Raw genomic sequence first — 19,722 nt, forward strand, 5'->3', positions numbered from 1 at the left:
TCCTCGGCGTCGCCTCCGAGCACGGCGGCCATCGAGGTCGGCTCGAGTGCGGCGGCGTCGGCCATCGCACGGCCGCGCTCGGCGACCAGCGCGACGGCGTCGGTGGGCTCGAGGATCCCGGCGACGCCGGCGGCGGTGAACTCGCCGACCGAGTGTCCGGCGACCCCACCGACCAGGGCGCGACGGCCGTCGGCCAGCAGGGCGTCGGCGGTCACGAGCCCGGCCGCCACGATGAGCGGCTGGGCGAGGGCGGTGTCCTTGATGGTGTCGGCGTCGGAGGTCGTGCCGTGCTCGACGAGGTCGACGCCGATCGCCTCGGACCACGCTCCGACACGGTCACGGACGGCGGTGTCCTCGAGCCAGGGGGCGAGGAAGCCGGGGGTCTGGGAGCCCTGTCCGGGCGCGACGACGACGATCACCGGTCAATCCTTGCCGTCACGGCCGATCCGGTCCGTGTGGACATCCGACAGCGATCCGGCGGGGACGTTGTGCGATCCCTACCGTGGGCGATCGTCGGCGCGGTCATCCGCACGCTCGTGGCGCGGCCCTCAGCGACGGTTCGGCATGCGGCGTCGGCCGGCGTTCGACTCGGACATCGCCCCGAGGATGAGCGCCGACTGCACGATCAGGGCGTCCCGGGCGTGCGTGGCGTCCCACCCGATGACGTCGGCCACGCGACGGAGGCGGTAGCGCACCGTGTTCGGGTGCACGAACAGCTCGCGCGCGGTCGCCTCGAGCGAGCGACCGGTGTCGAGGTAGCACCAGAGCGTCTGCAGCAGCTCGGTCGACTGGTCCTTCAGCGGGACGTAGATGCGCTGCACCAGCGCTGACCGGGCGAGCGGGTCACCCGCCAGGGCCCGCTCGGGCAGCAGGTCGTCGGCGAGGGCCGGTCGGGGAGCACCGCGCCACGCCCGTGCGACGGCGAACCCGGCGAGGGCGCCCTTCGCACTGGTCGAGGCGTCGACGACCCCGGGGACCTCGTTGCCGAGCACGAGGTGCCCCTCGCCGAACGACGGTTCCAGGGCCTGGGCGATGGCGGTGAAGGACACCGGTTCCTCGCCCTCGGGCACGTCGTCACGCGGGGTGGCACGGCCGATGACGACCACGAGCCGGGATCCCTGGACCCCGATGAGCACGTCGGCGTCCATGTGTCGGGCGGTGCGGCGGATCTGGTCGACCTCGAGCTGCTTCGGTGCGTTGCCGACCAGGACCGCGACCTCGCCGTGGCCGTGCCAGCCGAGGGCCGCGATGCGGGAGGGTAGCTCGTCGTCGTACTCGCCCGACAGGATCGAGTCGACGACGAGCGCTTCGAGCCGGGCGTCCCACAGCCCGCGGGCCTCGGCGGCACGCGCGTAGACGTCGGCGGCCGCGAAGGCGATGTCCCGCGAGTACTTCAGGATCGCCTCCTGCAGCATCTCGTCGTCCTTCGCACGCTCCTCGACGACGGTCACCACGACGCGGATGAGCTGCAGCGTCTGCTGCAGGCTCACCGAGCGGAGGAGTTCACGGGGTGCGGAACCGAAGACGTCGGCGGCGGCGATCCACGGGGTCGACGCGGTGCCCTCGAGCCAGGAGATGAACGACGTGATGCCCGCCTGGGCGACGAGCCCGACGGCGGACCGCCGGCCCGGCGGCATCTCGCTGTACCAGGGCAGCGTGTCCTCGAGCCGCTTGATGGTGGCGGTCGAGAGTTCGCCCGACACCTGCCGGAGCCAGGAGAGCGCGCGTTCGCGCTCCCTCTCCTGGCTCGCGGCCGGGGCGGTGCGGGGTGTGCTCACCGGCGGATCAGGCCTCTCCGCCGGCGCTGCCGGTGGTCCCGGCGTTGACGTCGTGCAGGCGGTACTTGTCGATCGCCTGCTGGACGACGGCGTGGTCGACCTTGCCCTGCTTCGCGAGCTGCTGCAGCGTCCGCACCACGACCGAGGGGCCGTCGATGTGGAAGAAGCGGCGCGCCGCCGGACGGGTGTCCGAGAAGCCGAAGCCGTCGGCGCCGAGCGTGGCGTAGTCGGTCGGCACGAACGGGCGGATCTGCTCCTGCACGGCGTGCATGAAGTCGCTCACCGCGACGACCGGGCCCTCGGTGCCGAGCAGGCGCTCGGTCACGTACGGGGTGCGCGGCTGCTCGTTCGGGTTCAGGAACGCCTGCTGCTCGGCGTCGAGGCCGTCGCGGGTGAGCTCGCCCCAGCTCGTGACGCTCCAGACGTCGGCGGACACGCCCCAGTCCTCGGCGAGGAGCTGCTGCGCCTCGAGGACCCACGGCACCGCGACGCCGGACGCGAGCAGCTGGGCCTTCGGGCCGTCGTGCTCGCTCGGCTTGAGCAGGTACATGCCCTTGACGATGCCCTCGACGTCGACGCCCTCGGGCTCGGCGGGCTGCACGAGCGGCTCGTTGTAGACCGTCAGGTAGTACATGACGTTCGGGTCGTCGTGGGACGGCGAGCCGTCCTCGTTCGTCCCGTACATGCGCTCGAGGCCCGACTTGACGATGTGGCCGATCTCGTACCCGTACGCCGGGTCGTAGGAGACCACGGCCGGGTTCGTCGCCGCGAGGAGCGGCGAGTGACCGTCGGCGTGCTGCAGGCCCTCGCCGGTCAGCGTGGTGCGACCGGCGGTGGCGCCGATCATGAATCCGCGGACCATCTGGTCACCGGCCGCCCAGATGGCGTCACCGGTGCGCTGGAACCCGAACTGCGAGTAGAAGACGTAGACCGGGATGAGCGGCTCGCCCTGCGTCGAGTACGAGGTGCCGACGGCGGTGAAGGCCGCGAGGGCGCCTGCCTCGTTGATGCCGACGTGGATGATCTGGCCCTGCGGGCTCTCCTTGTAGGCCAGGAGCAGCTCGCGGTCGACCGACGTGTAGTGCTGGCCGTTCGGGTTGTAGATCTTCGCGGTCGGGAAGTAGGCGTCCATGCCGAACGTGCGCGCCTCGTCCGGGATGATCGGGACCACGCGGTCGCCGAAGTCCGGGGAGCGGAGCAGGTCCTTCAGCAGACGGGCGAACGCCATCGTCGTGGCGACCTCCTGCTTGCCGGAGCCCTTCTTGACGACCTGGTACTTCGCGTCGTCCGGCAGCGTGAACTGCGTGTACTTCGTGCGACGCTCCGGCACGTACCCGCCGAGCGCGCGGCGACGCTCGTGCATGTACTGGATCGCCTCGTCGTCGTTGCCCGGGTGGTAGTACGGCGGCGTGTAGGGGTCCTCGTCGAGCTGCGCGTCCGAGATCGGGATGCGCATCTCGTCGCGGAACTGCTTGAGGTTGTCGAGCGTGAGCTTCTTCATCTGGTGGGTCGCGTTGCGGCCCTCGAAGCTCGGGCCGAGGCCGTAGCCCTTGACGGTCTTCGCCAGGATGACGGTCGGCTGCCCCTTGTGCTCGGTCGCGGCCTTGAACGCGGCGTAGACCTTGCGGTAGTCGTGGCCACCGCGCTTGAGGTTCCAGATCTGGTCGTCGCTGTAGCCCTCGACGAGCTGCAACGCCTTCGGGTCGCGGCCGAAGAAGTTCTCGCGGACGTAGGCGCCGTTCTCGGCCTTGTACGTCTGGTAGTCGCCGTCCGGCGTCGCGTTCATCAGGTTGAGGAGCGCGCCGTCGGTGTCGCGGGCGAGCAGGTCGTCCCACTCGCGGCCCCAGACGACCTTGATGACGTTCCAGCCCGCACCGCGGAAGAACGCCTCGAGCTCCTGGATGATCTTGCCGTTGCCGCGGACGGGGCCGTCGAGGCGCTGCAGGTTGCAGTTGATGACGAAGTTCAGGTTGTCGAGCCCGTCGTTCGCCGCGACCTGCAGCTGCCCGCGCGACTCGACCTCGTCCATCTCGCCGTCGCCGAGGAACGCCCACACCTGCTGGTCGGAGGCGTCCTTGATCCCGCGGTTGGACAGGTACTTGGCCTGCTGTGCCTGGTAGATCGCGTTGATCGGGCCGATGCCCATCGACACGGTCGGGAACTGCCAGAAGTGCGGCATGAGGCGCGGGTGCGGGTACGACGACAATCCGCCACCGGCGTGCGACTTCTCCTGGCGGAAGCCGTCGAGCTGGTCCTCGCTGAGGCGGCCCTCCATGTAGGCGCGGGCGTACATGCCGGGGGAGGCGTGGCCCTGGAAGAACACCTGGTCGCCGCCGGACGGGTGGTCCTGCGCGCGGAAGAAGTGGTTGTAGCCGACCTCGTACATGGCGGCGCTCGACGCGTACGTCGAGATGTGGCCGCCGACCGCGACGCCGGGTCGCTGGGCGCGGTGCACCGTGATCGCGGCGTTCCACCGGATCCATCGGCGGTAGCGACGCTCGAGTTCCTCGTCGCCGGGGAACTCCGGCTCGTCCTCGGGCGCGATCGTGTTCACGTAGTCGGTCGTCGGGACCATCGGCACGCCGAGGTGCAGCTCGTTCGAGCGCTTCAGCAGGCTCTGCATGATCTCGCGGGCCCGCTGGTGGCCGTGCGTCGCGACGAGCCCGTCGAGCGACTCACGCCACTCTGCGGTCTCCTCGGGGTCCTGGTCGGTCCCTGCGGTGCTGCGCGGGTCCTGGTCGTTCACCGTCACCCTTGACCTCGTTCGTTCTCGTGGTGGTGGACATGGGGGCCACCGGTGGTCGGGTCACGACCGGATGGGGCCCACACCACCTTAGGCCCCACGACCGACCCGCTGGCTGATGGTGACGTGCAGGTGGACGGGTACTTGCGTCCTGGTGACGTGGGCGTACGATTGCCGATCGTGCACGCGCGATCCGCACGTGCACACGCGACACGGGCACACCCCACGCCCGAGGAAGAAGCAGCGCACCGATGGCCCTGGAGATCGGCTCCCTCGCGCCGGACTTCGAGCTCCCGAACCAGTTCGGTGAGCACGTCCGCCTCAGCGACTTCCGGGGCGTCCGCCCGGTCGCCCTCGTCTTCTTCCCGCTGGCGTTCTCGTCCGGCTGCACCAACGAGCTGTGTACCCTGCAGGACAACATCGCGATGTTCCAGGACCAGCGCGTCGAGCTGATCGGCATCTCCGTCGACTCGAAGGCGACGCTCCGCTCGTTCGCCGAGACGCACGGCTACGACTTCGAGCTGCTCGCCGACTTCTGGCCGCACGGCGCGGTGTCGAAGGAGTACGGCGTGTTCCTCGACAAGAAGGGCTTCGCCACCCGGGCGACCTTCGTCATCGACGTGCACGGCCGCATCAAGGCCTCGATCATCACCGAGCCCGGACTGCAGCGCGACGTCGCCGAGTACCGCGAGGCACTCGACCGGCTCGCCGCGTGCACCGCGCCCGTCCCGGTCGCCTGACACCCACCGCGCCCGGCTACGCGCCCTGGCCGGTGCGCGACGCGCCCACCACCTGGGCGCTGGAGCGCACCGTGGTGCACACCCGCCGGGGGCCGGTGGTGGTGCACCACCGTCCGGGAGCCGACCCGGTGCTGCTGCTCCACGGGGTCGCCGGGTCGTGGACGACGTGGACGCCCCTGCTGGCCGCTGCCGGCGGCGTCGGCGAGCGGGGTCTCGTGCTCGTCGACCTGCCCGGGTGGGGGTCCTCGCCGGCGCCCTCGGGCCGGTTCACCGTGGACGACGGCATCCGCGTGCTCGTCGAGGTCCTGGACGCCCTCGCCGTGGGACCGGTCGACGTCGTCGGGCACTCGATGGGGGCGTTCGTCGGGCTGCACCTCGCGGTGGTGGCCCCGGACCGTGTCCGTTCGCTCGGGCTCGTGTCCGGCACGACGACGGCGACGGTGCGGGCCTCCGCCCACCCCTGGCGCGCGCTCGCGTCCCTGCCCGCGTTCACGCTGTTGCGGGCCGGTCTCCTCGTCACGGGTCGATCGGCCAGGGGCATCCTCCGCGGCGTCGCCCGCGTCGGACTCCTGCCGCTCGTCGCCGCACCCGTGTTCGCGCACGTCCGCCGACTGGACCCGAGCGTCCTCGACGCCTTCGTGGAGGAGTTCCGGCCCGAGCGCTTCACGGCTGCCGCGCGGGACGCCGCCGGCCACGACGTCGACCGCTGGCGCTCCGTCGCCTGCCCCGTCTCGGCGGTGCTCGGCCGCGGGGACGTCTTCGCCCGGGTGACCGACCTCGACGACCTCCGTCGCCTGGTGCCGGGATCCCGGACCGCCGTGCTCGACGACTGCGGGCACTTCGCGCACGTCGAGCACCCCGAGGCCGTGGCGGCGTTCCTGGGGCTCGTCCCGGCACCGGCCTGACCCGCCCCGAGCGCCCGGGCGCGGACCGTCGTCAGCGGTACTGCGGCGGCCAGTCGAACGGGGACGGCAGGCGCGGCACCTGGCCGATCGTGGTGACGGCGAGGACGACCTGGCGCCGGTCGGTCAGCGCGATCGACCGCGGGTTGCCGAGGTACCGGTGGCCGTCCACCCACACCGTTAGCTCGCCGCGCAGACCACCGACGTGCCCGGCACCGAGCGAGACGTCCCACTCGTCGAAGAACTGCCCGAGCGTGAAGGTCTGCCGGGTCGGGGACTCGACGTGCAGGATGCCGGACGTGTCGTGGGTGTGGAGCTCGGCGGCGAACCGCTCACGCGACGAGTGCCCCACGTTGCCCGGCACGGTCACCGGCGTCGACCCGTCCAGGATCGTCAGGTGGGTGTGCACGTGCTCGGCGAGCGGCTCGCCCCACACGTTCCGCAGGCCCGCCGCCTCGGCGCGCGTCTGCAGGTCCGTCGGCGCCGGCCAGGGAGGCGCGGTTCGCGTCGTCCCCGCGGCCGGCGCCGTGCAGAGCGCGCGCAGGACGACCGCGACCGCCGCCACGAGCGTCACGACGACGCTCCGGGGCGCCGTCCGGCGGCCGCCGGTGCGGCCGGCACGAGCGGGGCCCGTGCCGACCCGGCGGCTCACCACTTGTCGTGCACGGTCGCGCGGAACCACCGGTCGTAGAGCTCGTGCACCGTGGTGTCGAGGCTGGCGAGGTCGAGGGCGCTCCCGTCGAGGAGGTCCGCCGCCCCGGCGTTGGAGCGTGCCTGCTCGGGGTTCCGTGCGCCCGGGATCGCAGCGGTCACGCCGTCCTGCGCGACGATCCAGGCGAGTGCCGCCTGCGGGACCGATACGCCCTCGGGCAGCGCCGCGGCGAACGCCTGCGCGGCCTGCACACCGTCCGCGAAGTCGACACCGCTGAACGTCTCGCCCTGGTCGAAGGCCTCGCCGTGTCGGTTGTAGTTGCGGTGGTCGCCCTCGCTGAACGTGGTGTCGGCCGTGTACCCGCCGGAGAGCAGCCCCGAGGCCAGCGGGACGCGCGCGAGGATGCCGACCCCTGCCTCCCGTGCGGCCGGCAGCACGCGGTCCAGCGGCTTGAGCCGGAACGCGTTGAGGATCACCTGCACGCTGGCGACGTGCGGCCGGGCGATCGCGGTGAGCGCCTGGTCCGCGGTCTCCACGGAGACGCCGTAGGCGGCGATCGATCCGTCGGCGACGAGCGCGTCGAGGGCGTCGTACACGGCGTCGTCCTCGAACACCGGGGTCGGCGGGCAGTGCAGCTGCACGAGGTCGAGGGTGTCCTGGCCGAGGTTGCGGCGCGACCGGTCGACCCACTCGCGGAAGTGCTCCGCGACGTAGTTCGACGGGACCTGCTCGGCGCGACGGCCCATCTTCGTCGTGACCGTCAGCGGGACGTCCGGGTTCGCCCGACGCCATGCCCCGATGAGCTGTTCGCTGCGACCGTCGCCGTAGACGTCGGCCGTGTCGAAGAGGGTGACGCCGGACTCGACGGAGGCGTCCATCACGGCGGCGGCGTCCTGCTCGCTGACGGGACCCCAGTCACCGCCGAGCTGCCAGGTGCCGAGGCCGACGACGGACACGGAGCGGCCGGTGCGGCCGAGGGTGCGACTCTGCATGCGGACGAGCGTAGTCACGGCGGCCCCGGAGGGTCCGGGACGATCCCCGAGGCGCAGAGGCCCCGCTTCAGGACTCCGTCGGGTACGGCTCGGTCGCGACAGCGCGGCGGAGCAGTGCGCGTGCGGCACGGGCGCGGGGGACGACCCAGAGGGCGGACCACCCGCCGATCCCGACCCAGAGCGCGACGAGCATCCCGGTCAGGAGCGGGCCGTGCTGGTCGGCCATCGAGAGCGTCATCGCCGTCCAGAGCACGCAGAGGACGATCTTGCCCCAGCCGGCACCCTCGCGGTCGGCCTGCGCCTGCAGCGCCGGGATCCACTCGTCGGCCGTCACCCCGGTGGGCACGCGCTGCTCCGCGACCCAGCGCTGCACGGCGACCGACCGCTCGTAGCCGCCGGCGGCCCGCCAGGAGCGCAGCTGCGTCCAGACGCCGATCGCCGCGCCGAGGACCCCGGTGGGCACCCCGACCCCGACGAGCAGCGCCGTGGTCGTCGTCAGCCAGGACGACGCGACGAGCACGGCGAGCACCACACCGAAGGCCGCACCCGCGACCGCGTTGCCGAGGAGCCGCAGCCGCCCGGCCTCGTCCACCACACCGACACCGACCACGTCGACGACGCTACCCGTGCCGTGCGACGGTGCGCTGCGAGCGCCGGGTGGGGCATGATCGTCCGGTGCCCTCCCTGAACCCGACCACGGCCTACCGCGCCGCCCGCGACGAGCTGCTCGCGGTCCTCGACGAGCGTGACGGCGTGCGCGCCGAGGCCGCCCGACGTGCCTTCCGCTGGCCGGACCTGGGCGGGACGTTCAACTGGGCGACGGACTGGTTCGACGTCGTCGCGCGCGGGAACGACCGCGTGGCGCTCTGGATCGTCGACGAGGACGGCGGCTCCCGCACGACCTACGCCGAGATGGCCGCCCGGTCGGACCGGCTGGCCGTGCACCTGGACCGGCTCGGCGTCCGGAAGGGCGACCACGTGCTCCTGATGCTCGGCAACCAGCTCGAGCTGTGGGAGACGATGCTCGCGGTGATGAAGCTCGGCGCGGTGATCCTGCCGACCTCGACCATGCTCGACACCGCGGACCTGCAGGACCGCATCGACCGCGGTCACGTGGCGCACGTGGTGACGAACCACGGCGAGACGCCGAAGTTCGACGGCGTCACCGGGGCACCGTCACGCATCGTGGTCGGGGGAGCGGTGCAGGGCTGGACGTCGTACCCGGACGACCTCGGCGACCCGGCGCCGGCGGACGAGGCACGGCCGGTCGTGACCACGAGCACCGACGACCCCTGCCTGGTGTACTTCACGTCGGGCACCACCTCGCGGCCGAAGATGGTCGTGCACACGCAGGCGTCGTACCCGGTCGGCCACCTGAGCACGATGCACTGGCTCGGACTCCGACCCGGCGACGTGCACCTGGCGATCAGCTCGCCCGGATGGGGCAAGCACGCCTGGAGCTGCTTCTTCGCGCCGTGGATCGCCGAGGCGACCGTCTTCGTCCACGACACCCCACGCTTCGACCCGGCCGGGCTCCTCGCGCAGCTCGACGAGGCCGGCGTCGACACGTTCTGTGCGCCCCCGACCGCCTGGCGGATGCTCCTGCAGGCCGACCTCGGACCGAAGCCGCGCGCCCTGCGCGAGGTGGTCTCGGCCGGCGAACCGCTCAACCCCGAGGTGATCGCCCGCGTGCAGGCGGCCTGGGGTCTCACGATCCGCGACGGCTACGGGCAGACGGAGACCACGGCGATCATCGGCAACGTGCCGGGCGGCGCCGTGACGCCCGGCGCGATGGGACGTCCGCTGCCCGGCGTGGCCGTGACGCTGCTCGACCCCCTGACGGGCCGTGCCGGCGACGAGGGCGAGGTCTGCCTCGACCTGACCGAGCGACCGACGAACCTGATGGCGGGCTACCTCGGCGACCCGGAGCGCACTGCCGACGCGATGCGGGACGGCTTCTTCCACACGGGCGACATCGCGAGCCGCGACGCCGACGGCCAGCTGACCTTCATCGGCCGCACCGACGACGTGTTCAAGTCGTCCGACTACAAGGTGTCGCCGTTCGAGGTCGAGAGCGCCCTGCTGCAGCACGCCGCCGTGGCCGAGAGCGCCGTCGTCCCCGCACCGGACGACGCGCGGCTGAACGTCGTGAAGGCGTACGTCACGCTCGCCGCCGGGTGGGAGCCGACGGCCGAGACGGCCCGCGCCGTGCTCGAGCACGCCCGGGTCGCGCTCCCGGCGTACGCCCGGGTCCGCCGCGTCGAGTTCGGACAGCTGCCGAAGACGATCTCCGGGAAGATCCGTCGGGTCGAGCTGCGCGAGCGCGAGGAGACGGCGGCCGCGGCAGGGACGCCGGTCGAGGGGGAGTGGCGGGACGAGCAGTTCCCGGAGCTCCGGTCGGTCGGTCGGGCTCAGGCGCCGCGGAAGAAGTCGCCGTAGGTCGGCTCGGGCGGGACCTCGCCGTGCGTGCGGTGGTGCACGAGGGCGTCGATCTCGTCGGGGTGCCGCAGCCCGCGACGGTGCCACTCGTGCGGGTGGCGCTGGAGCTCTCGGAGGTCGTCCACGGTGCGCATCGTGCTCACGCCCCGAGGGTGACGACGGTGACGGCGGCGGTGGCGACGGTCACTGCGACGATCCCGAGGCTCGTGGCCACCGTGGCGAGGAGTCGCCCGCGGGCAGCCTCCCGGACCTCGGAGAACTGCGAGTGCGTCGCGTCGATGGTGCTCATGGCCGGCCCTTCCCGTGCTGTGGGTGGTCGCCGATCGGCGACGCGGACCAGCCTGCTCCGGTTTCTCTAGTTTGTCTAACTACCCACTTTTATGCGTACGCATATCGGCCAGTGCGCCCGGACGGTCCGTGCCGTCGGCCTCGTCGGCGGGGGAGTCGGCGCCCATCGCGTCGATCACCTCGGCGAAGAACGCCTGCATCTCGATCACGGTCTGCGGAGAGAGTCGGTCCGCCGCCGCGATCATGCGTGCGTGCACGTCGGTGAGCTCGGACCGGACCTCGTCGTCGCTGTGCACGGTCGCCACGAGCAGCGCTCCGCGACCGTCCGCCGGGTCCGGGTGACGCTCCACGTGGCCGCTGGACACCAGTCGCTTCACGACGGCCGTGGTCGACGCCGACGTGATGCCGAGGTGCGCGGTGAGGTCTCCCGGACGCACGGCGCGGCCCTGTTCGGCCGCCCGCAGCAGGAAACGGACCGCCTCCATGTCGGTCGCGTTCATCCCCATCGACCGGCGCTTTCGCTCGCGCATCGCGACCTCTGCGGCCCGGTAGCGGCGCATCGTCGTGAGCAGCTCGACACCGGTCCTCGCCGGCCGGTCCGGGTACCAGTACCCGGATGCCCCGTGCGTGCCGTCCTCGGTCATCGCACCCTCCTCACGTCGTCGGGTCGACAGTACCGAGCCGTCGCGGCGGGGTGTGGGACAACGGGGTACGCGCATCGGTCGCGGATGCGGTGGCTGCGGTGACGGCCGGACACCGGGCGCGGGGCGGACGGGAGGCGCTGTGCGGGCCCGGAGCGCGCCTCCCGGCCGTCGCGGCGCGGACGGGAGGAGCGTCGCGCGCCCGCCACGCGCCTCCCGACCGGCACGGGCCGGCTCGCGCGCGTGCGCGGGGAGCAGAGGCGGCGGCCGATCCGTGACCCGAACACAGACCGGCCGCCCGTGTCGTGGTGCCTGACCCGCACCACGACGACTCGATTGAACACGATCCTGCTGGGAGCGCAAGCCCACAGCCGCTGCGCGCACCGCGTGCAGCCGACGTTCAGGTCCTGCGGACCCGGTGGCGCGCCCGGCGGCGCGCATCCGGTCGTCGAGCGGCCGCTCGCCGTAGGCTCCGTGAGGAGAACTCGTCACGGGAGACGGAAGGCCGGCATGACCAGCACCACCACCAGCAGCCACCCCGCACCCGGCGCCGCCGACGGCGCCAGGACGACCCAGGCCACGGCCTCGGTCGCCGCGATCCTCGCCGAGTCCGCGGCGCGGTTCCCGGACGACGTCGCCGTCGTGGTGGGCGACCAGCGGACCACCTACGCCGAGCTGTGGCAGCAGACCCTCGCCTACGCGGGCGGCCTGCGCGCACGCGGCGTGCGCGAGGGCGACCGGGTCGCGATGCTCGTGCCGAACGTCGCCGACTTCCCGCGCGCCTACTACGCCGTCCTCGCACTCGGGGCCGTGGTCGTGCCCGTGCACGCGCTCCTGAAGCGCGGCGAGATCGAGTTCGTGCTCCGCGACAGCGACGCGCGGCTGCTGGTCTGCGCGGCGCCGCTGCTCGGCGAGGGCGCGGCCGGAGCGGAGCGCGCCGGCGTCGACGTCCTCAGTGTGCTCGCCCCCGCGGACGCCGAGGGTGCCCCCGACCGACTCGAGACCGTCGCCGCCGCGAACGAGCCGCTCGACACCTACGTGCCCCGCCACCCGTTCGACACCGCCACGATCCTGTACACGAGCGGGACGACCGGGAAGCCGAAGGGTGCCGAGGGGTCGCACTTCGCCCTCCTCGAACAGGTCAACACGTGCCTGCTCACCACCTTCGACATGCGCCGTGGCGACGTCCTGCTCGGTGCGCTGCCGCTCTTCCACACGTTCGGCCAGACCTGCACCATGAACACCGGCTTCCGTGCCGGCGCGACCATCGTCATGCTGCCGAAGTTCGACGGTGACGCGGCCCTCGCGGCGATGGTCGAGCACGACACCGCGATCTTCATGGGCGTCCCGACGATGTACATCGCACTGCTCGACGCGGCGACGCGCTCGGACGCCCGACCGCACCTGCGGTACGCGATCTCCGGGGGCGCCTCCCTGCCGCTCGCCGTGCTCGAGCGGTTCCAGCAGGTGTTCGACGCACCGGTGCACGAGGGCTACGGGCTGACCGAGACCTCTCCCGTGGCGTCGTTCAACCACGTCGGCGCCACACCGCGTCCGGGCACCATCGGCACACCGATCTGGGGCGTCGACATCGAGATCGCCGACCCCGAGGTCACCGACCGCACGGTCCTGCTTCCCCGCGGCGAGATCGGTGAGCTCGTGATCCGCGGGCACAACCTGATGAACGGGTACCTGAACCGCCCGGAGGCCACCGCCGAGGCGATCGTCGACGGGTGGTTCCGCACGGGCGACCTCGGCACGAAGGGCGACGACGGCTACCTCACGATCGTCGACCGGACGAAGGACATGATCATCCGCAACGGCTACAACGTGTACCCGAGGCAGGTGGAGGAGGTCCTCGCCGCCCACCCGGACGTCACGATGGCCGCCGTGTTCGGGATCCCGCACGAGGTGCACGGGCAGGAGGTCGCCGCGGCCGTCGTGCTCCGCCACGGCGCCGAGGTCACCCCGGAGGAACTGACCCGCTTCGTGGCCGACGAGATCGCCGTGTACAAGTACCCGCGGGTCGTGCACGTGGTGGACGCGCTGCCGCTGGGGCCGAGCGGGAAGGTGCTGAAGCGGGAGCTCGTCGAGCGGTTCGGCTGAGCGTCCCGCACGACGCGTGACGGTCCGGGCGGCTCGGTCGAGCGTCTAGGATCGTCCGCAGGGGCCTTTAGCTCAGCTGGTAGAGCGCCACGTTTACACCGTGGATGTCGTCGGTTCGATCCCGGCAGGGCCCACTCCGCCGGTCAGCGCCGTGCGCGCAGGGTCTCGCTCGGCAGCTCGCCGAAGCGCTTCGCGTACGCGGACGAGAACCGCCCGGCGTGCGCGAACCCCCACTGCCGCGACACAGCGGCGACGGTCGTCTCGCCCACCGAGTGGTACCGGAGCTCCGTCCGCACCCGGTCGAAGCGGATCCCGCGGAGCATCGCGTTCGGCGACGTCCCGACCTGTCGCTGGAAGCCCTGCTGCAGCCCGCGGACGCTCAGCCCGACGTGCTCGGCGACGTCGGTGGTGGTGGTGGGGTCGTCGGCGTTGGCGTGCATGTACTCGATCGCCTGCTGCACGCGCCCTCGGGCCCCGACGGGCACCGGGGCGGCGGGCGCGAGCGTTCTGTGCGGGAAGGTCCTGAGCATCGCGACGGCCGTTCGGCGCCTGGCCTCGGCCATCGCCAGCGGGGTCAGCGGGGTGCTGCCGAGCACGACCTGCGCGGTCTCGCGCAGTTCGGCGTTCCACGCGCGGACGTCCTGGCGCCGCGGGAGCGCGGCACGGTCGAACACCAGGGGTGCCGGCTCGGTCCCGTGCAGTTCGGCGGCGGTGCGCTCGAGCGTGCGGCGGTCGAACTGCACCACGTTCTGCCGGACGTCGGCGAGGTCGAAGCGGTACGGGCGCTCGCTCGGGAACACGATGGGCCGTCCGGGCGCGAGCCCACCTCGTCGCGATCGATGTCCAGGAACCCGCCGCCGTCGCTGACCCACGTCACGAAGTAGTGGCTCGTCCCGTCGACCTCGCCGGCCATCCGACCGTCGAAGCGCTTCGAGTCCAGCGACATCGCGTCGCCACCGACGGACCGGAAGCGGTAGCCGAAGTCCCGCTCGGTCCGTTCGGGCAGGAACCCGGAGGCGCCGTACGCCGCTCGAACATCGCTCGGGCTGCATCGAGGTCGTCACCGGAGGCCTCGACGACGTGACGGACGTCGGCCGCAACGGTGCTCATGACCAGATGCTGTCACGTCCAGCTGCGCACTGCGCACTGCGCACTGCGCACTACGCACTGCGCGCGCGTCGAGGTCAGGACAGCGTCTCGAGCGGGTTCTGCGCGAGCTTCGCGACGACACCGCCGTCGACCAGGCGGCGCGCCGCGGTGTCGGGCTTCCGTGCGGCCTGGTCGACGACGCACGCGCCGAACTCCGCAGCGAGCGTGCCGCGGGGGTACTGTGCGAGGACCTCGCGCAGGTACGACTCGGGCAGCAGGTCGGACCCCGCTCCGGAGACGTCGAGTCCGGTCCCGCGTTCGAGCAGGTGTCCCTCCAGGTCGAGGCCGACGTCGACGCTCGGCCAGTTGTGCCGCACGATCACGTCGAGCACGCGCTGCTGCCGCTCGACCCTCCACCCCGCACCGGTCGTCAGGGCGACGGCGACGTGTCCGCCGGCGTGCTCGTACGACGCCGTGTGGGCGTCGAACTCGGTCACGGTGCCGATGTCGTGCAGGACGGCCGCGACCCAGAGCAGCTCGTGGTCGACGCCGTCGAGCCGGTCGAGTGCCGCGAACCCCAGTGCCCAGTACCAGGACCGGACGGCGTGTGCCGTCATCGCCGTCGACTGGTAGCGCTCGGCGAGCGAGACGGCCGCGTGGGCGGCAGCGGTGTCGGAGACCGGGAAGTCGTCGATGTGCACACCGGATCATGGCACGTCCACCGCACACAGCCGATGCCGGTGGGGTCGCGGACGGGAGGCGCGGTACGGGCCCGCCACGCGCCTCCCGTCCGGTGCCTCGTGCGTCGCCCGACGGGGGCGGTGCCGCGGTCAGCCGGCGGCGACCGCCAGCCAGAAGTCGGGCCCGGGCTTCCCGACGAGCCGCTGGTCGGCGAACGACCCGTCCGTGAAGGTGATCCGCGCGACCGGGACGCCGCCCTGCGCGGTCTTCCCGGTGTCGACGAACGAGGCGACCTCGGCGCGGGGGACGCTGACGACGTGCTCGGCGGGCAGCTGGTTGCCGGTGAGTCCGAGGTCCCAGAAGGACAGCGCCCGCTCGCTGACCACGAGCGTGTACGGCCCGGCCTCGGTGGGCAGCGACCGCGCACGCGAGCCCTCGTCGCCGCCGACGTGCTGCGAGCGGGAGACCGCGGTCTCCACGGCCGAGGTGACGAGGTTCATCAACCGACCGTCGAGACCGACACCACCGCCTCCGCGCTGGTAGCCGCTCGGGACGGCCTGGGTGTGCGCGAGGACGCGGTCGCCGCCCGGCAGCAGCCGTCCGACCTCGGCGGCGACGTCGATCGCCGGTCCGGTGAAGAGCGCCTTGTACTTGTCCATCAGGCCCATGGGTCCCTGCTCCCGTGCTCGTGCGGCACGCCGGTCGTGCCGTGTCCGGTCGACCCTAGGGGCGGGAGAGTTCTGGGTGGAAGCGCTTACATAATCGTCGTCGGCCGGTCGACCGAGCCTTCGGTTCCGTCGACCGGGGCTGTCGACGCAGCGTCCGCCGGGTCCTCGATCAGCCGGACGGTCACGCTGATCAGGTCCGCGGTCGCGGTCCCGTCGGCGTCGAGCAGGTCGCGGACGCGTTCGCCGACCGCGCGGAGCGTGTCCGCGGCGGCACGACCTCCGTCGACGCTGATGCCGGCGACGACGTGCACGCGGCCGCCGTGCCGGTCCACGTCGACCAGCACGTCGGGGTCGTGCAGGCGGAGCGGTACGGGGGTCACGGCGTCGAGCACGGTCTCGGCCACGGCAGCGACGGGGCGGGGCGGGAAGACCCCGGTGACACCCGGGACGTGCCGGATGCGGTCGGTCAGCGTGCGGGAGATCGCCTCGTCGTCCATGGGTCGCGCTCCTCGCTCCTGGTGGGTCGTCATCGTCGGCGTCGGGCAGGTGGTGGTCGGTGCAGGTCGTCCTCGTGCAGGCCGTCGTCAGGGCAGGTAGACGTCGTCGAAGTGGACGTCGACGGCTTCGACGCGCAGCTCGGTGTGGCGCTCGACGGCCTCGGCGACGGTCCGGCGGAGCCGCTCGGCGGTGTCGAGGGCCGGCCCGCCGTAGACGAGTCCTGCCGTGACGTCGATGCTGACAGCGGCCCCGGGCTGCTCCACGTCGCCGCGCAGCACGCACCGGCCCATCACGACACCGCCCATGGTGTCGCCGGCTCGACGGACGAGACCGCGGACGGCCGCCTCGGTCACCGCCAGGCGGAGCCGGGGGTCGGGATGGGCGACCGGGACGTCTCGCCCGGGACGGACCTCGGTACGGATCGCCTCCAGCAGCCGGTCGACCCAGGCGGTCTCCCGCTCGGGCTCGGCGTCGGCACGCTGCTCGAGGGCGCCGAGGGACAACTCGCGGAGCCGCTGCATGTTGGTCATCGCGAGACGGCAGGCGGCCGAGCCCTCGATGGACGGGTCGATCGGGATCCGGCCACGGTCGAGGTAGTCCGCGAGTTCCTCGATCGTGTGCCCGTCGAGGTCGTCCTCGGGCAGGGGGAGGCCGTTCGTCGTCATCGCCATCCCTCCATCTCCGCGGAGAGGAACCGTCGTGCCCGTGCGAGCAGACCCCGCACGGTCGAGGTCGGGAGCTCGAGTTCCTCGGCGATCTGCTGGTAGCTGTAGCCGGCGGTCTCGCGGAGCAGCCAGCACCGACGCTGGTCGACCGGCATCCGGTCCAGCGCCGCCCACATCGCGTCGAGCTGCATCCGGGTCTCGACGGTACGCTCCGGCACCTGCGCCGGGTCGGCCGCCTCGTCGTGGTCCGCCAGGTCGTCGTGGTGTCGCCGCCGGCGGAGCCGGTCGAGGGCCCGACGCGTGACGATCTGCATCATCCAGGGTCGGAAGCGCGCGGTGTCCTCGAGGTCGGTGAGCTTCCGCCACCCGGTCAGGAAGGCCTCCTGCACCACGTCGTCGGACTCGACGTTCGAGCCGAGGACCTGCTCCGCGTAGATGCGCATCAGCGGTCCGTGCCGGCGGGCGAGCACCTCGAACGCCAGGACGTCCCCGTCGGCCGCGCGGGCGACGAGCGTCGCGTCGGACGCGTGCTGCAGCGAGGTGCCGTCGCTCATCCCCGCCTTCCGTCCGAGCCGAGCCGGTGGGTGGACCGGTCCCCTCCGAGCATGCACCACCCGCAGACGGCGCGCCCGAGCGTCGTCCAGTCGGTCACTTCGTGACACATCGGCTCTTGGTGTCGTCCCACTGGTGAGATGCACGACGACACGACAGCGACACCCCTGCCCGCGACCGATCCGGCGACAGCACCGGAGGTGCCCGACGGCCCAGCGCCGCAGTCTCCGGTCGTCGGCCCGGGCCGCTCTGCGCGCGTTCTCTGCATGAGCGTGTTCGACCGGTGGCGGTGCGGTCTGGAGGACGGCCACGGGGGACTGCACACCGCGGTCGAGGCGGGGGCCACGACGGCCTGGAACGACGTCGTCGCCGGTCGCATGCTCCGGGATCTCTGAGCAGGGCAGCGCACGACGGTCACCCGGTGGTGAAGAAGTCGCGGTAGGTGGGGTCGGCCGGGACGTTCTCGAGCAGCCGGGTGTGCACGAGGGAGGCGATCTCGTCCGGGTGGCGCAGCCCTCGCCGGTGCCACTCGCCGGGTTCCTCGTGCAGGTCGGAGAGTCTCGGTCGCACCCGTCGCTCCTCTCACGTCGTCCGCACCCGGCGTCCGCGCTCGGTGGCCCGAGCGCGGTGTGTCGCCCGACGGGCGACCCCGCCCACACTGCACGGCTGGCGGGAGGCCCGGCGGATCCGCTCGTCTTCCGGACGCGATCCGACCGGTCGTCCGGTTCACGCGCGATCGGGACCTTCCGCCGGTCCCGGTGGTCTGCGATCATCGTGCCGACGCGGCCGTCGGAGTCCGCGCGACCCGAAGGAGACACCGTGTCCGTCCACCTCAACCCCTACATCGGCTTCCGCGACCAGGCCCGCGAGGCGCTCGGCTTCTGGCACGGGGTCCTCGGCGGCGAACTGAAGACGATGACCTTCGCCGAGGGCGGCATGGTGCAGGACCCTGCGGACGCCGAGAAGATCATGCACGGCCAGATCGAGACCCCCGGGGGACTGCTGCTCATGGCGTCGGACTCGCCGGCGAGCATGCCGACACCGACCGAGAGCAACGTGTCCGTGTCGCTCAGCGGCGACGACGAGGACCTGCTCACCGGCTGGTGGGAGGGCCTGGCCGAGGGAGCGACGGTGATCGAACCGCTGACGAAGGCACCGTGGGGCGACACCTTCGGCATGCTGACCGACCGGTTCGGCGTCACCTGGCTCGTGAACATCACCGGTGCAGGGTCCTGATCCGGACGCGCCGACGGGCTCGTCCGAGCGACACCGCGGTGCGCGCGGTCAGGTCCGGGGCACGGGTCGCAGGCGCGGCACCCAGCACCGCACGGCTGCGGCGTAGCGGCGGAACTCGTCACCGAAGCGCTGCTCCAGGTCGGACTCCTCGAGCGGGCGCACGATGCAGTTCCACACCACGGAACCGGCGACCGCGTAGACGAGCACGGTCCACGACGTGGTGACGAGTCCCACCGCCGCACCCTGGGTGAGCCCCGCCAGGGCCATCGGGTTCCGGACCACCCGGTAGGGCCCGGCCACCACCAGCCGGTTCGGCATCGCCGAGGGCAACGGGGTGCCGGCACCACGGGTCGACATCGACAGCGCCGAGGCCAGGCCGAGCAGGCTGGCCAGGACGAACACGACGACGCCGACGACCGCGACGTCGTGCACGACCGCGTCGGGCAGGGTCGGTCGGAGGCGCCAGCGGGTCTCGGCGGCAGCGACGAGCAGCGGGAACACACCGAGGAAGAGGCCCCAGAAGACGACGATCTGCACCGCCGTCCCGAGGACGTGCCGGACCGGCCCTGCGTCCGGGTCGGCCGTTCGGAACCGCAGCGGTCCCGAGGTGACGAGCTCGGTCCGTACCCGTCCGAGCAGCACGTGGGAGAGCGCCGGGACGGAGCCGACGGTCGCCGCGGTCATCGCGACGACACCCCAACCGGCTTCGCGGGTGACCGTCGCCCAGACGACCGTGCCGAGCAGCACGAGCACGGTCCATGCCGTGGCGACGACGGCAGCCCAGCGGATGCCTGCAGCGGCGGCCGCCGAGGCGAGGACGAAGAGCGGGACGTCGAGCGCGGCGACGAGCACGGGGTCGAGCGAGCCGAGCGTCGCCGTCCGGACGAACGGCACGGTGGGGACGAGCGCCCACCAGGCGGCGCCGGCGACCGCCTGCAGCGCGAACCACCACCGACCCCACGACACAGCTGCAACCTAGCAGCGCGGCGGCGCTGCGAGACGCCCCGTCCTGGGCGAGACGCCCCCGTCCTCGCGGGGCGCAGCCGTCGGCG

At 72.5% G+C, this 19,722-nt stretch carries 23 protein-coding genes and 1 tRNA gene; 7 read left to right on the plus strand and 17 right to left on the minus strand.

Annotated elements, in window-relative coordinates:
* The 3 genes from D8M35_RS09875 to aceE form a co-directional block, all read right to left on the minus strand.
* A partial coding sequence (locus D8M35_RS09875) for an ACP S-malonyltransferase (RefSeq protein ID WP_148113351.1) occupies positions 1–419 on the minus strand: 419 nt, incomplete at its 3' end.
* Positions 420–548: 129 nt separating this feature from the next.
* Entirely contained in the window at positions 549–1,778 is a 1,230-nt protein-coding gene (locus D8M35_RS09880) for a CdaR family transcriptional regulator (RefSeq protein WP_126891708.1), read from the minus strand.
* Positions 1,779–1,785: 7 nt separating this feature from the next.
* Positions 1,786–4,530, minus strand: coding sequence for a pyruvate dehydrogenase (acetyl-transferring), homodimeric type (gene aceE / locus D8M35_RS09885; RefSeq protein WP_126891709.1), 2,745 nt, complete (start codon positions 4,528–4,530; stop codon positions 1,786–1,788).
* A 242-nt stretch (positions 4,531–4,772) separates the two neighbouring features.
* Between aceE and D8M35_RS09890 the strand changes: the two genes are divergently transcribed.
* Together D8M35_RS09890 and D8M35_RS09895 are read left to right on the plus strand one after the other, a co-directional pair.
* Positions 4,773–5,261 carry a peroxiredoxin gene (locus D8M35_RS09890; protein WP_126891710.1) on the plus strand — a complete coding sequence of 163 codons (489 nt, stop codon included), beginning with the start codon at positions 4,773–4,775 and terminating at the stop codon, positions 5,259–5,261.
* Complete coding sequence (locus D8M35_RS09895) at positions 5,234–6,166, plus strand: alpha/beta fold hydrolase (RefSeq protein WP_126891711.1); 933 nt, start codon at positions 5,234–5,236, stop codon at positions 6,164–6,166. Before D8M35_RS09890 ends, D8M35_RS09895 begins: the two co-directional genes overlap by 28 nt.
* A gap of 31 nt (positions 6,167–6,197) precedes the next feature.
* Here D8M35_RS09895 and D8M35_RS09900 read toward each other — a convergent pair whose 3' ends face one another.
* The 3 genes from D8M35_RS09900 to D8M35_RS09910 form a co-directional block, all read right to left on the minus strand.
* On the minus strand, positions 6,198–6,815 hold the full coding sequence (locus D8M35_RS09900) for a hypothetical protein (RefSeq protein ID WP_126891712.1): 618 nt from the start codon (positions 6,813–6,815) through the stop codon (positions 6,198–6,200).
* Positions 6,812–7,807: an aldo/keto reductase gene (locus D8M35_RS09905; RefSeq protein ID WP_126891713.1), complete on the minus strand. Its 996-nt coding sequence runs from the start codon at positions 7,805–7,807 to the stop codon at positions 6,812–6,814. The genes D8M35_RS09900 and D8M35_RS09905 overlap by 4 nt, the downstream gene beginning before the upstream one ends.
* A 67-nt stretch (positions 7,808–7,874) precedes the next feature.
* Positions 7,875–8,417, minus strand: a complete 543-nt coding sequence (locus tag D8M35_RS09910; RefSeq protein WP_126891714.1) for a hypothetical protein — start codon at positions 8,415–8,417, stop codon at positions 7,875–7,877.
* A gap of 74 nt (positions 8,418–8,491) precedes the next feature.
* Here D8M35_RS09910 and D8M35_RS09915 point away from each other — a divergent pair, with 74 nt between their 5' ends.
* A complete protein-coding gene (locus tag D8M35_RS09915; RefSeq protein ID WP_126891725.1) occupies positions 8,492–10,246 on the plus strand; it encodes an AMP-binding protein in 1,755 nt (584 codons plus the stop codon).
* Here the strand turns inward: D8M35_RS09915 and D8M35_RS16395 are convergent.
* From D8M35_RS16395 to D8M35_RS16600, 3 genes are all read right to left on the minus strand, one after another.
* Positions 10,219–10,389, minus strand: coding sequence for a hypothetical protein (locus tag D8M35_RS16395; RefSeq protein ID WP_153257440.1), 171 nt, complete (start codon positions 10,387–10,389; stop codon positions 10,219–10,221). The genes D8M35_RS09915 and D8M35_RS16395 overlap by 28 nt on opposite strands.
* A complete protein-coding gene (locus D8M35_RS16400; protein ID WP_153257441.1) occupies positions 10,386–10,535 on the minus strand; it encodes a hypothetical protein in 150 nt (49 codons plus the stop codon). Before D8M35_RS16400 ends, D8M35_RS16395 begins: the two co-directional genes overlap by 4 nt.
* Before the next feature lie 79 nt (positions 10,536–10,614).
* Entirely contained in the window at positions 10,615–11,178 is a 564-nt protein-coding gene (locus D8M35_RS16600; RefSeq protein WP_161972638.1) for a MarR family winged helix-turn-helix transcriptional regulator, read from the minus strand.
* Positions 11,179–11,685: 507 nt separating this feature from the next.
* On the opposite strand from D8M35_RS16600, the gene D8M35_RS09925 reads away from it, so the two are divergent.
* Together D8M35_RS09925 and D8M35_RS09930 are read left to right on the plus strand one after the other, a co-directional pair.
* Positions 11,686–13,281, plus strand: coding sequence for a long-chain fatty acid--CoA ligase (locus D8M35_RS09925; RefSeq protein WP_126891716.1), 1,596 nt, complete (start codon positions 11,686–11,688; stop codon positions 13,279–13,281).
* A gap of 61 nt (positions 13,282–13,342) precedes the next feature.
* Positions 13,343–13,415 (plus strand) — tRNA-Val (locus D8M35_RS09930).
* Between the two features lie 9 nt (positions 13,416–13,424).
* On the opposite strand, the gene D8M35_RS09935 is transcribed toward D8M35_RS09930, so the two are convergent.
* The 6 genes from D8M35_RS09935 to D8M35_RS09960 form a co-directional block, all read right to left on the minus strand.
* The gene (locus D8M35_RS09935) at positions 13,425–14,081 is read right to left on the minus strand and encodes a helix-turn-helix transcriptional regulator (protein WP_126891717.1); all 657 of its coding nucleotides are present in this window, start codon (positions 14,079–14,081) and stop codon (positions 13,425–13,427) included.
* A gap of 384 nt (positions 14,082–14,465) precedes the next feature.
* Entirely contained in the window at positions 14,466–15,071 is a 606-nt protein-coding gene (locus D8M35_RS09940; RefSeq protein ID WP_126891718.1) for an HD domain-containing protein, read from the minus strand.
* Between the two features lie 129 nt (positions 15,072–15,200).
* Positions 15,201–15,719, minus strand: coding sequence for a hypothetical protein (locus D8M35_RS09945; RefSeq protein ID WP_126891719.1), 519 nt, complete (start codon positions 15,717–15,719; stop codon positions 15,201–15,203).
* Positions 15,720–15,805: 86 nt separating this feature from the next.
* The gene (locus D8M35_RS09950; protein ID WP_126891720.1) at positions 15,806–16,216 is read right to left on the minus strand and encodes a hypothetical protein; all 411 of its coding nucleotides are present in this window, start codon (positions 16,214–16,216) and stop codon (positions 15,806–15,808) included.
* 87 nt (positions 16,217–16,303) lie between these two features.
* A complete protein-coding gene (locus D8M35_RS09955) occupies positions 16,304–16,882 on the minus strand; it encodes an Asp23/Gls24 family envelope stress response protein (protein WP_126891721.1) in 579 nt (192 codons plus the stop codon).
* Positions 16,879–17,436: an RNA polymerase sigma factor gene (locus D8M35_RS09960; protein ID WP_126891722.1), complete on the minus strand. Its 558-nt coding sequence runs from the start codon at positions 17,434–17,436 to the stop codon at positions 16,879–16,881. The genes D8M35_RS09955 and D8M35_RS09960 overlap by 4 nt, the downstream gene beginning before the upstream one ends.
* Before the next feature lie 264 nt (positions 17,437–17,700).
* Here D8M35_RS09960 and D8M35_RS17205 point away from each other — a divergent pair, with 264 nt between their 5' ends.
* Complete coding sequence (locus D8M35_RS17205) at positions 17,701–17,829, plus strand: hypothetical protein (protein ID WP_274542772.1); 129 nt, start codon at positions 17,701–17,703, stop codon at positions 17,827–17,829.
* A gap of 19 nt (positions 17,830–17,848) precedes the next feature.
* On the opposite strand, the gene D8M35_RS16405 is transcribed toward D8M35_RS17205, so the two are convergent.
* On the minus strand, positions 17,849–18,004 hold the full coding sequence (locus D8M35_RS16405) for a hypothetical protein (protein WP_153257442.1): 156 nt from the start codon (positions 18,002–18,004) through the stop codon (positions 17,849–17,851).
* A 249-nt stretch (positions 18,005–18,253) separates the two neighbouring features.
* Between D8M35_RS16405 and D8M35_RS09965 the strand changes: the two genes are divergently transcribed.
* The gene (locus tag D8M35_RS09965) at positions 18,254–18,670 is read left to right on the plus strand and encodes a VOC family protein (protein WP_126891723.1); all 417 of its coding nucleotides are present in this window, start codon (positions 18,254–18,256) and stop codon (positions 18,668–18,670) included.
* Between the two features lie 48 nt (positions 18,671–18,718).
* Here D8M35_RS09965 and D8M35_RS09970 read toward each other — a convergent pair whose 3' ends face one another.
* Positions 18,719–19,636 carry an isoprenylcysteine carboxylmethyltransferase family protein gene (locus D8M35_RS09970; RefSeq protein ID WP_126891724.1) on the minus strand — a complete coding sequence of 306 codons (918 nt, stop codon included), beginning with the start codon at positions 19,634–19,636 and terminating at the stop codon, positions 18,719–18,721.
* Positions 19,637–19,722: the final 86 nt, after the last annotated feature.

The sequence above is a fragment of the Curtobacterium sp. HSID17257 genome, from assembly GCF_003989515.1.
Lineage (GTDB): Bacteria > Actinomycetota > Actinomycetes > Actinomycetales > Microbacteriaceae > Curtobacterium.

Coding starts and splice junctions, on each gene's coding strand:
- D8M35_RS16400 (WP_153257441.1), bottom strand. CDS start 10,535: ATGAGCACCATCGACGCGACGCACTCGCAGTTCTCCGAGGTCCGGGAG.
- D8M35_RS09890 (WP_126891710.1), top strand. CDS start 4,773: ATGGCCCTGGAGATCGGCTCCCTCGCGCCGGACTTCGAGCTCCCGAAC.
- D8M35_RS09945 (WP_126891719.1), bottom strand. CDS start 15,719: ATGGGCCTGATGGACAAGTACAAGGCGCTCTTCACCGGACCGGCGATC.
- D8M35_RS09925 (WP_126891716.1), top strand. CDS start 11,686: ATGACCAGCACCACCACCAGCAGCCACCCCGCACCCGGCGCCGCCGAC.
- D8M35_RS17205 (WP_274542772.1), top strand. CDS start 17,701: ATGAGCGTGTTCGACCGGTGGCGGTGCGGTCTGGAGGACGGCCACGGG.
- D8M35_RS09905 (WP_126891713.1), bottom strand. CDS start 7,807: ATGCAGAGTCGCACCCTCGGCCGCACCGGCCGCTCCGTGTCCGTCGTC.
- D8M35_RS16600 (WP_161972638.1), bottom strand. CDS start 11,178: ATGACCGAGGACGGCACGCACGGGGCATCCGGGTACTGGTACCCGGAC.
- D8M35_RS09960 (WP_126891722.1), bottom strand. CDS start 17,436: ATGAGCGACGGCACCTCGCTGCAGCACGCGTCCGACGCGACGCTCGTC.
- D8M35_RS09950 (WP_126891720.1), bottom strand. CDS start 16,216: ATGGACGACGAGGCGATCTCCCGCACGCTGACCGACCGCATCCGGCAC.
- D8M35_RS09955 (WP_126891721.1), bottom strand. CDS start 16,882: ATGACGACGAACGGCCTCCCCCTGCCCGAGGACGACCTCGACGGGCAC.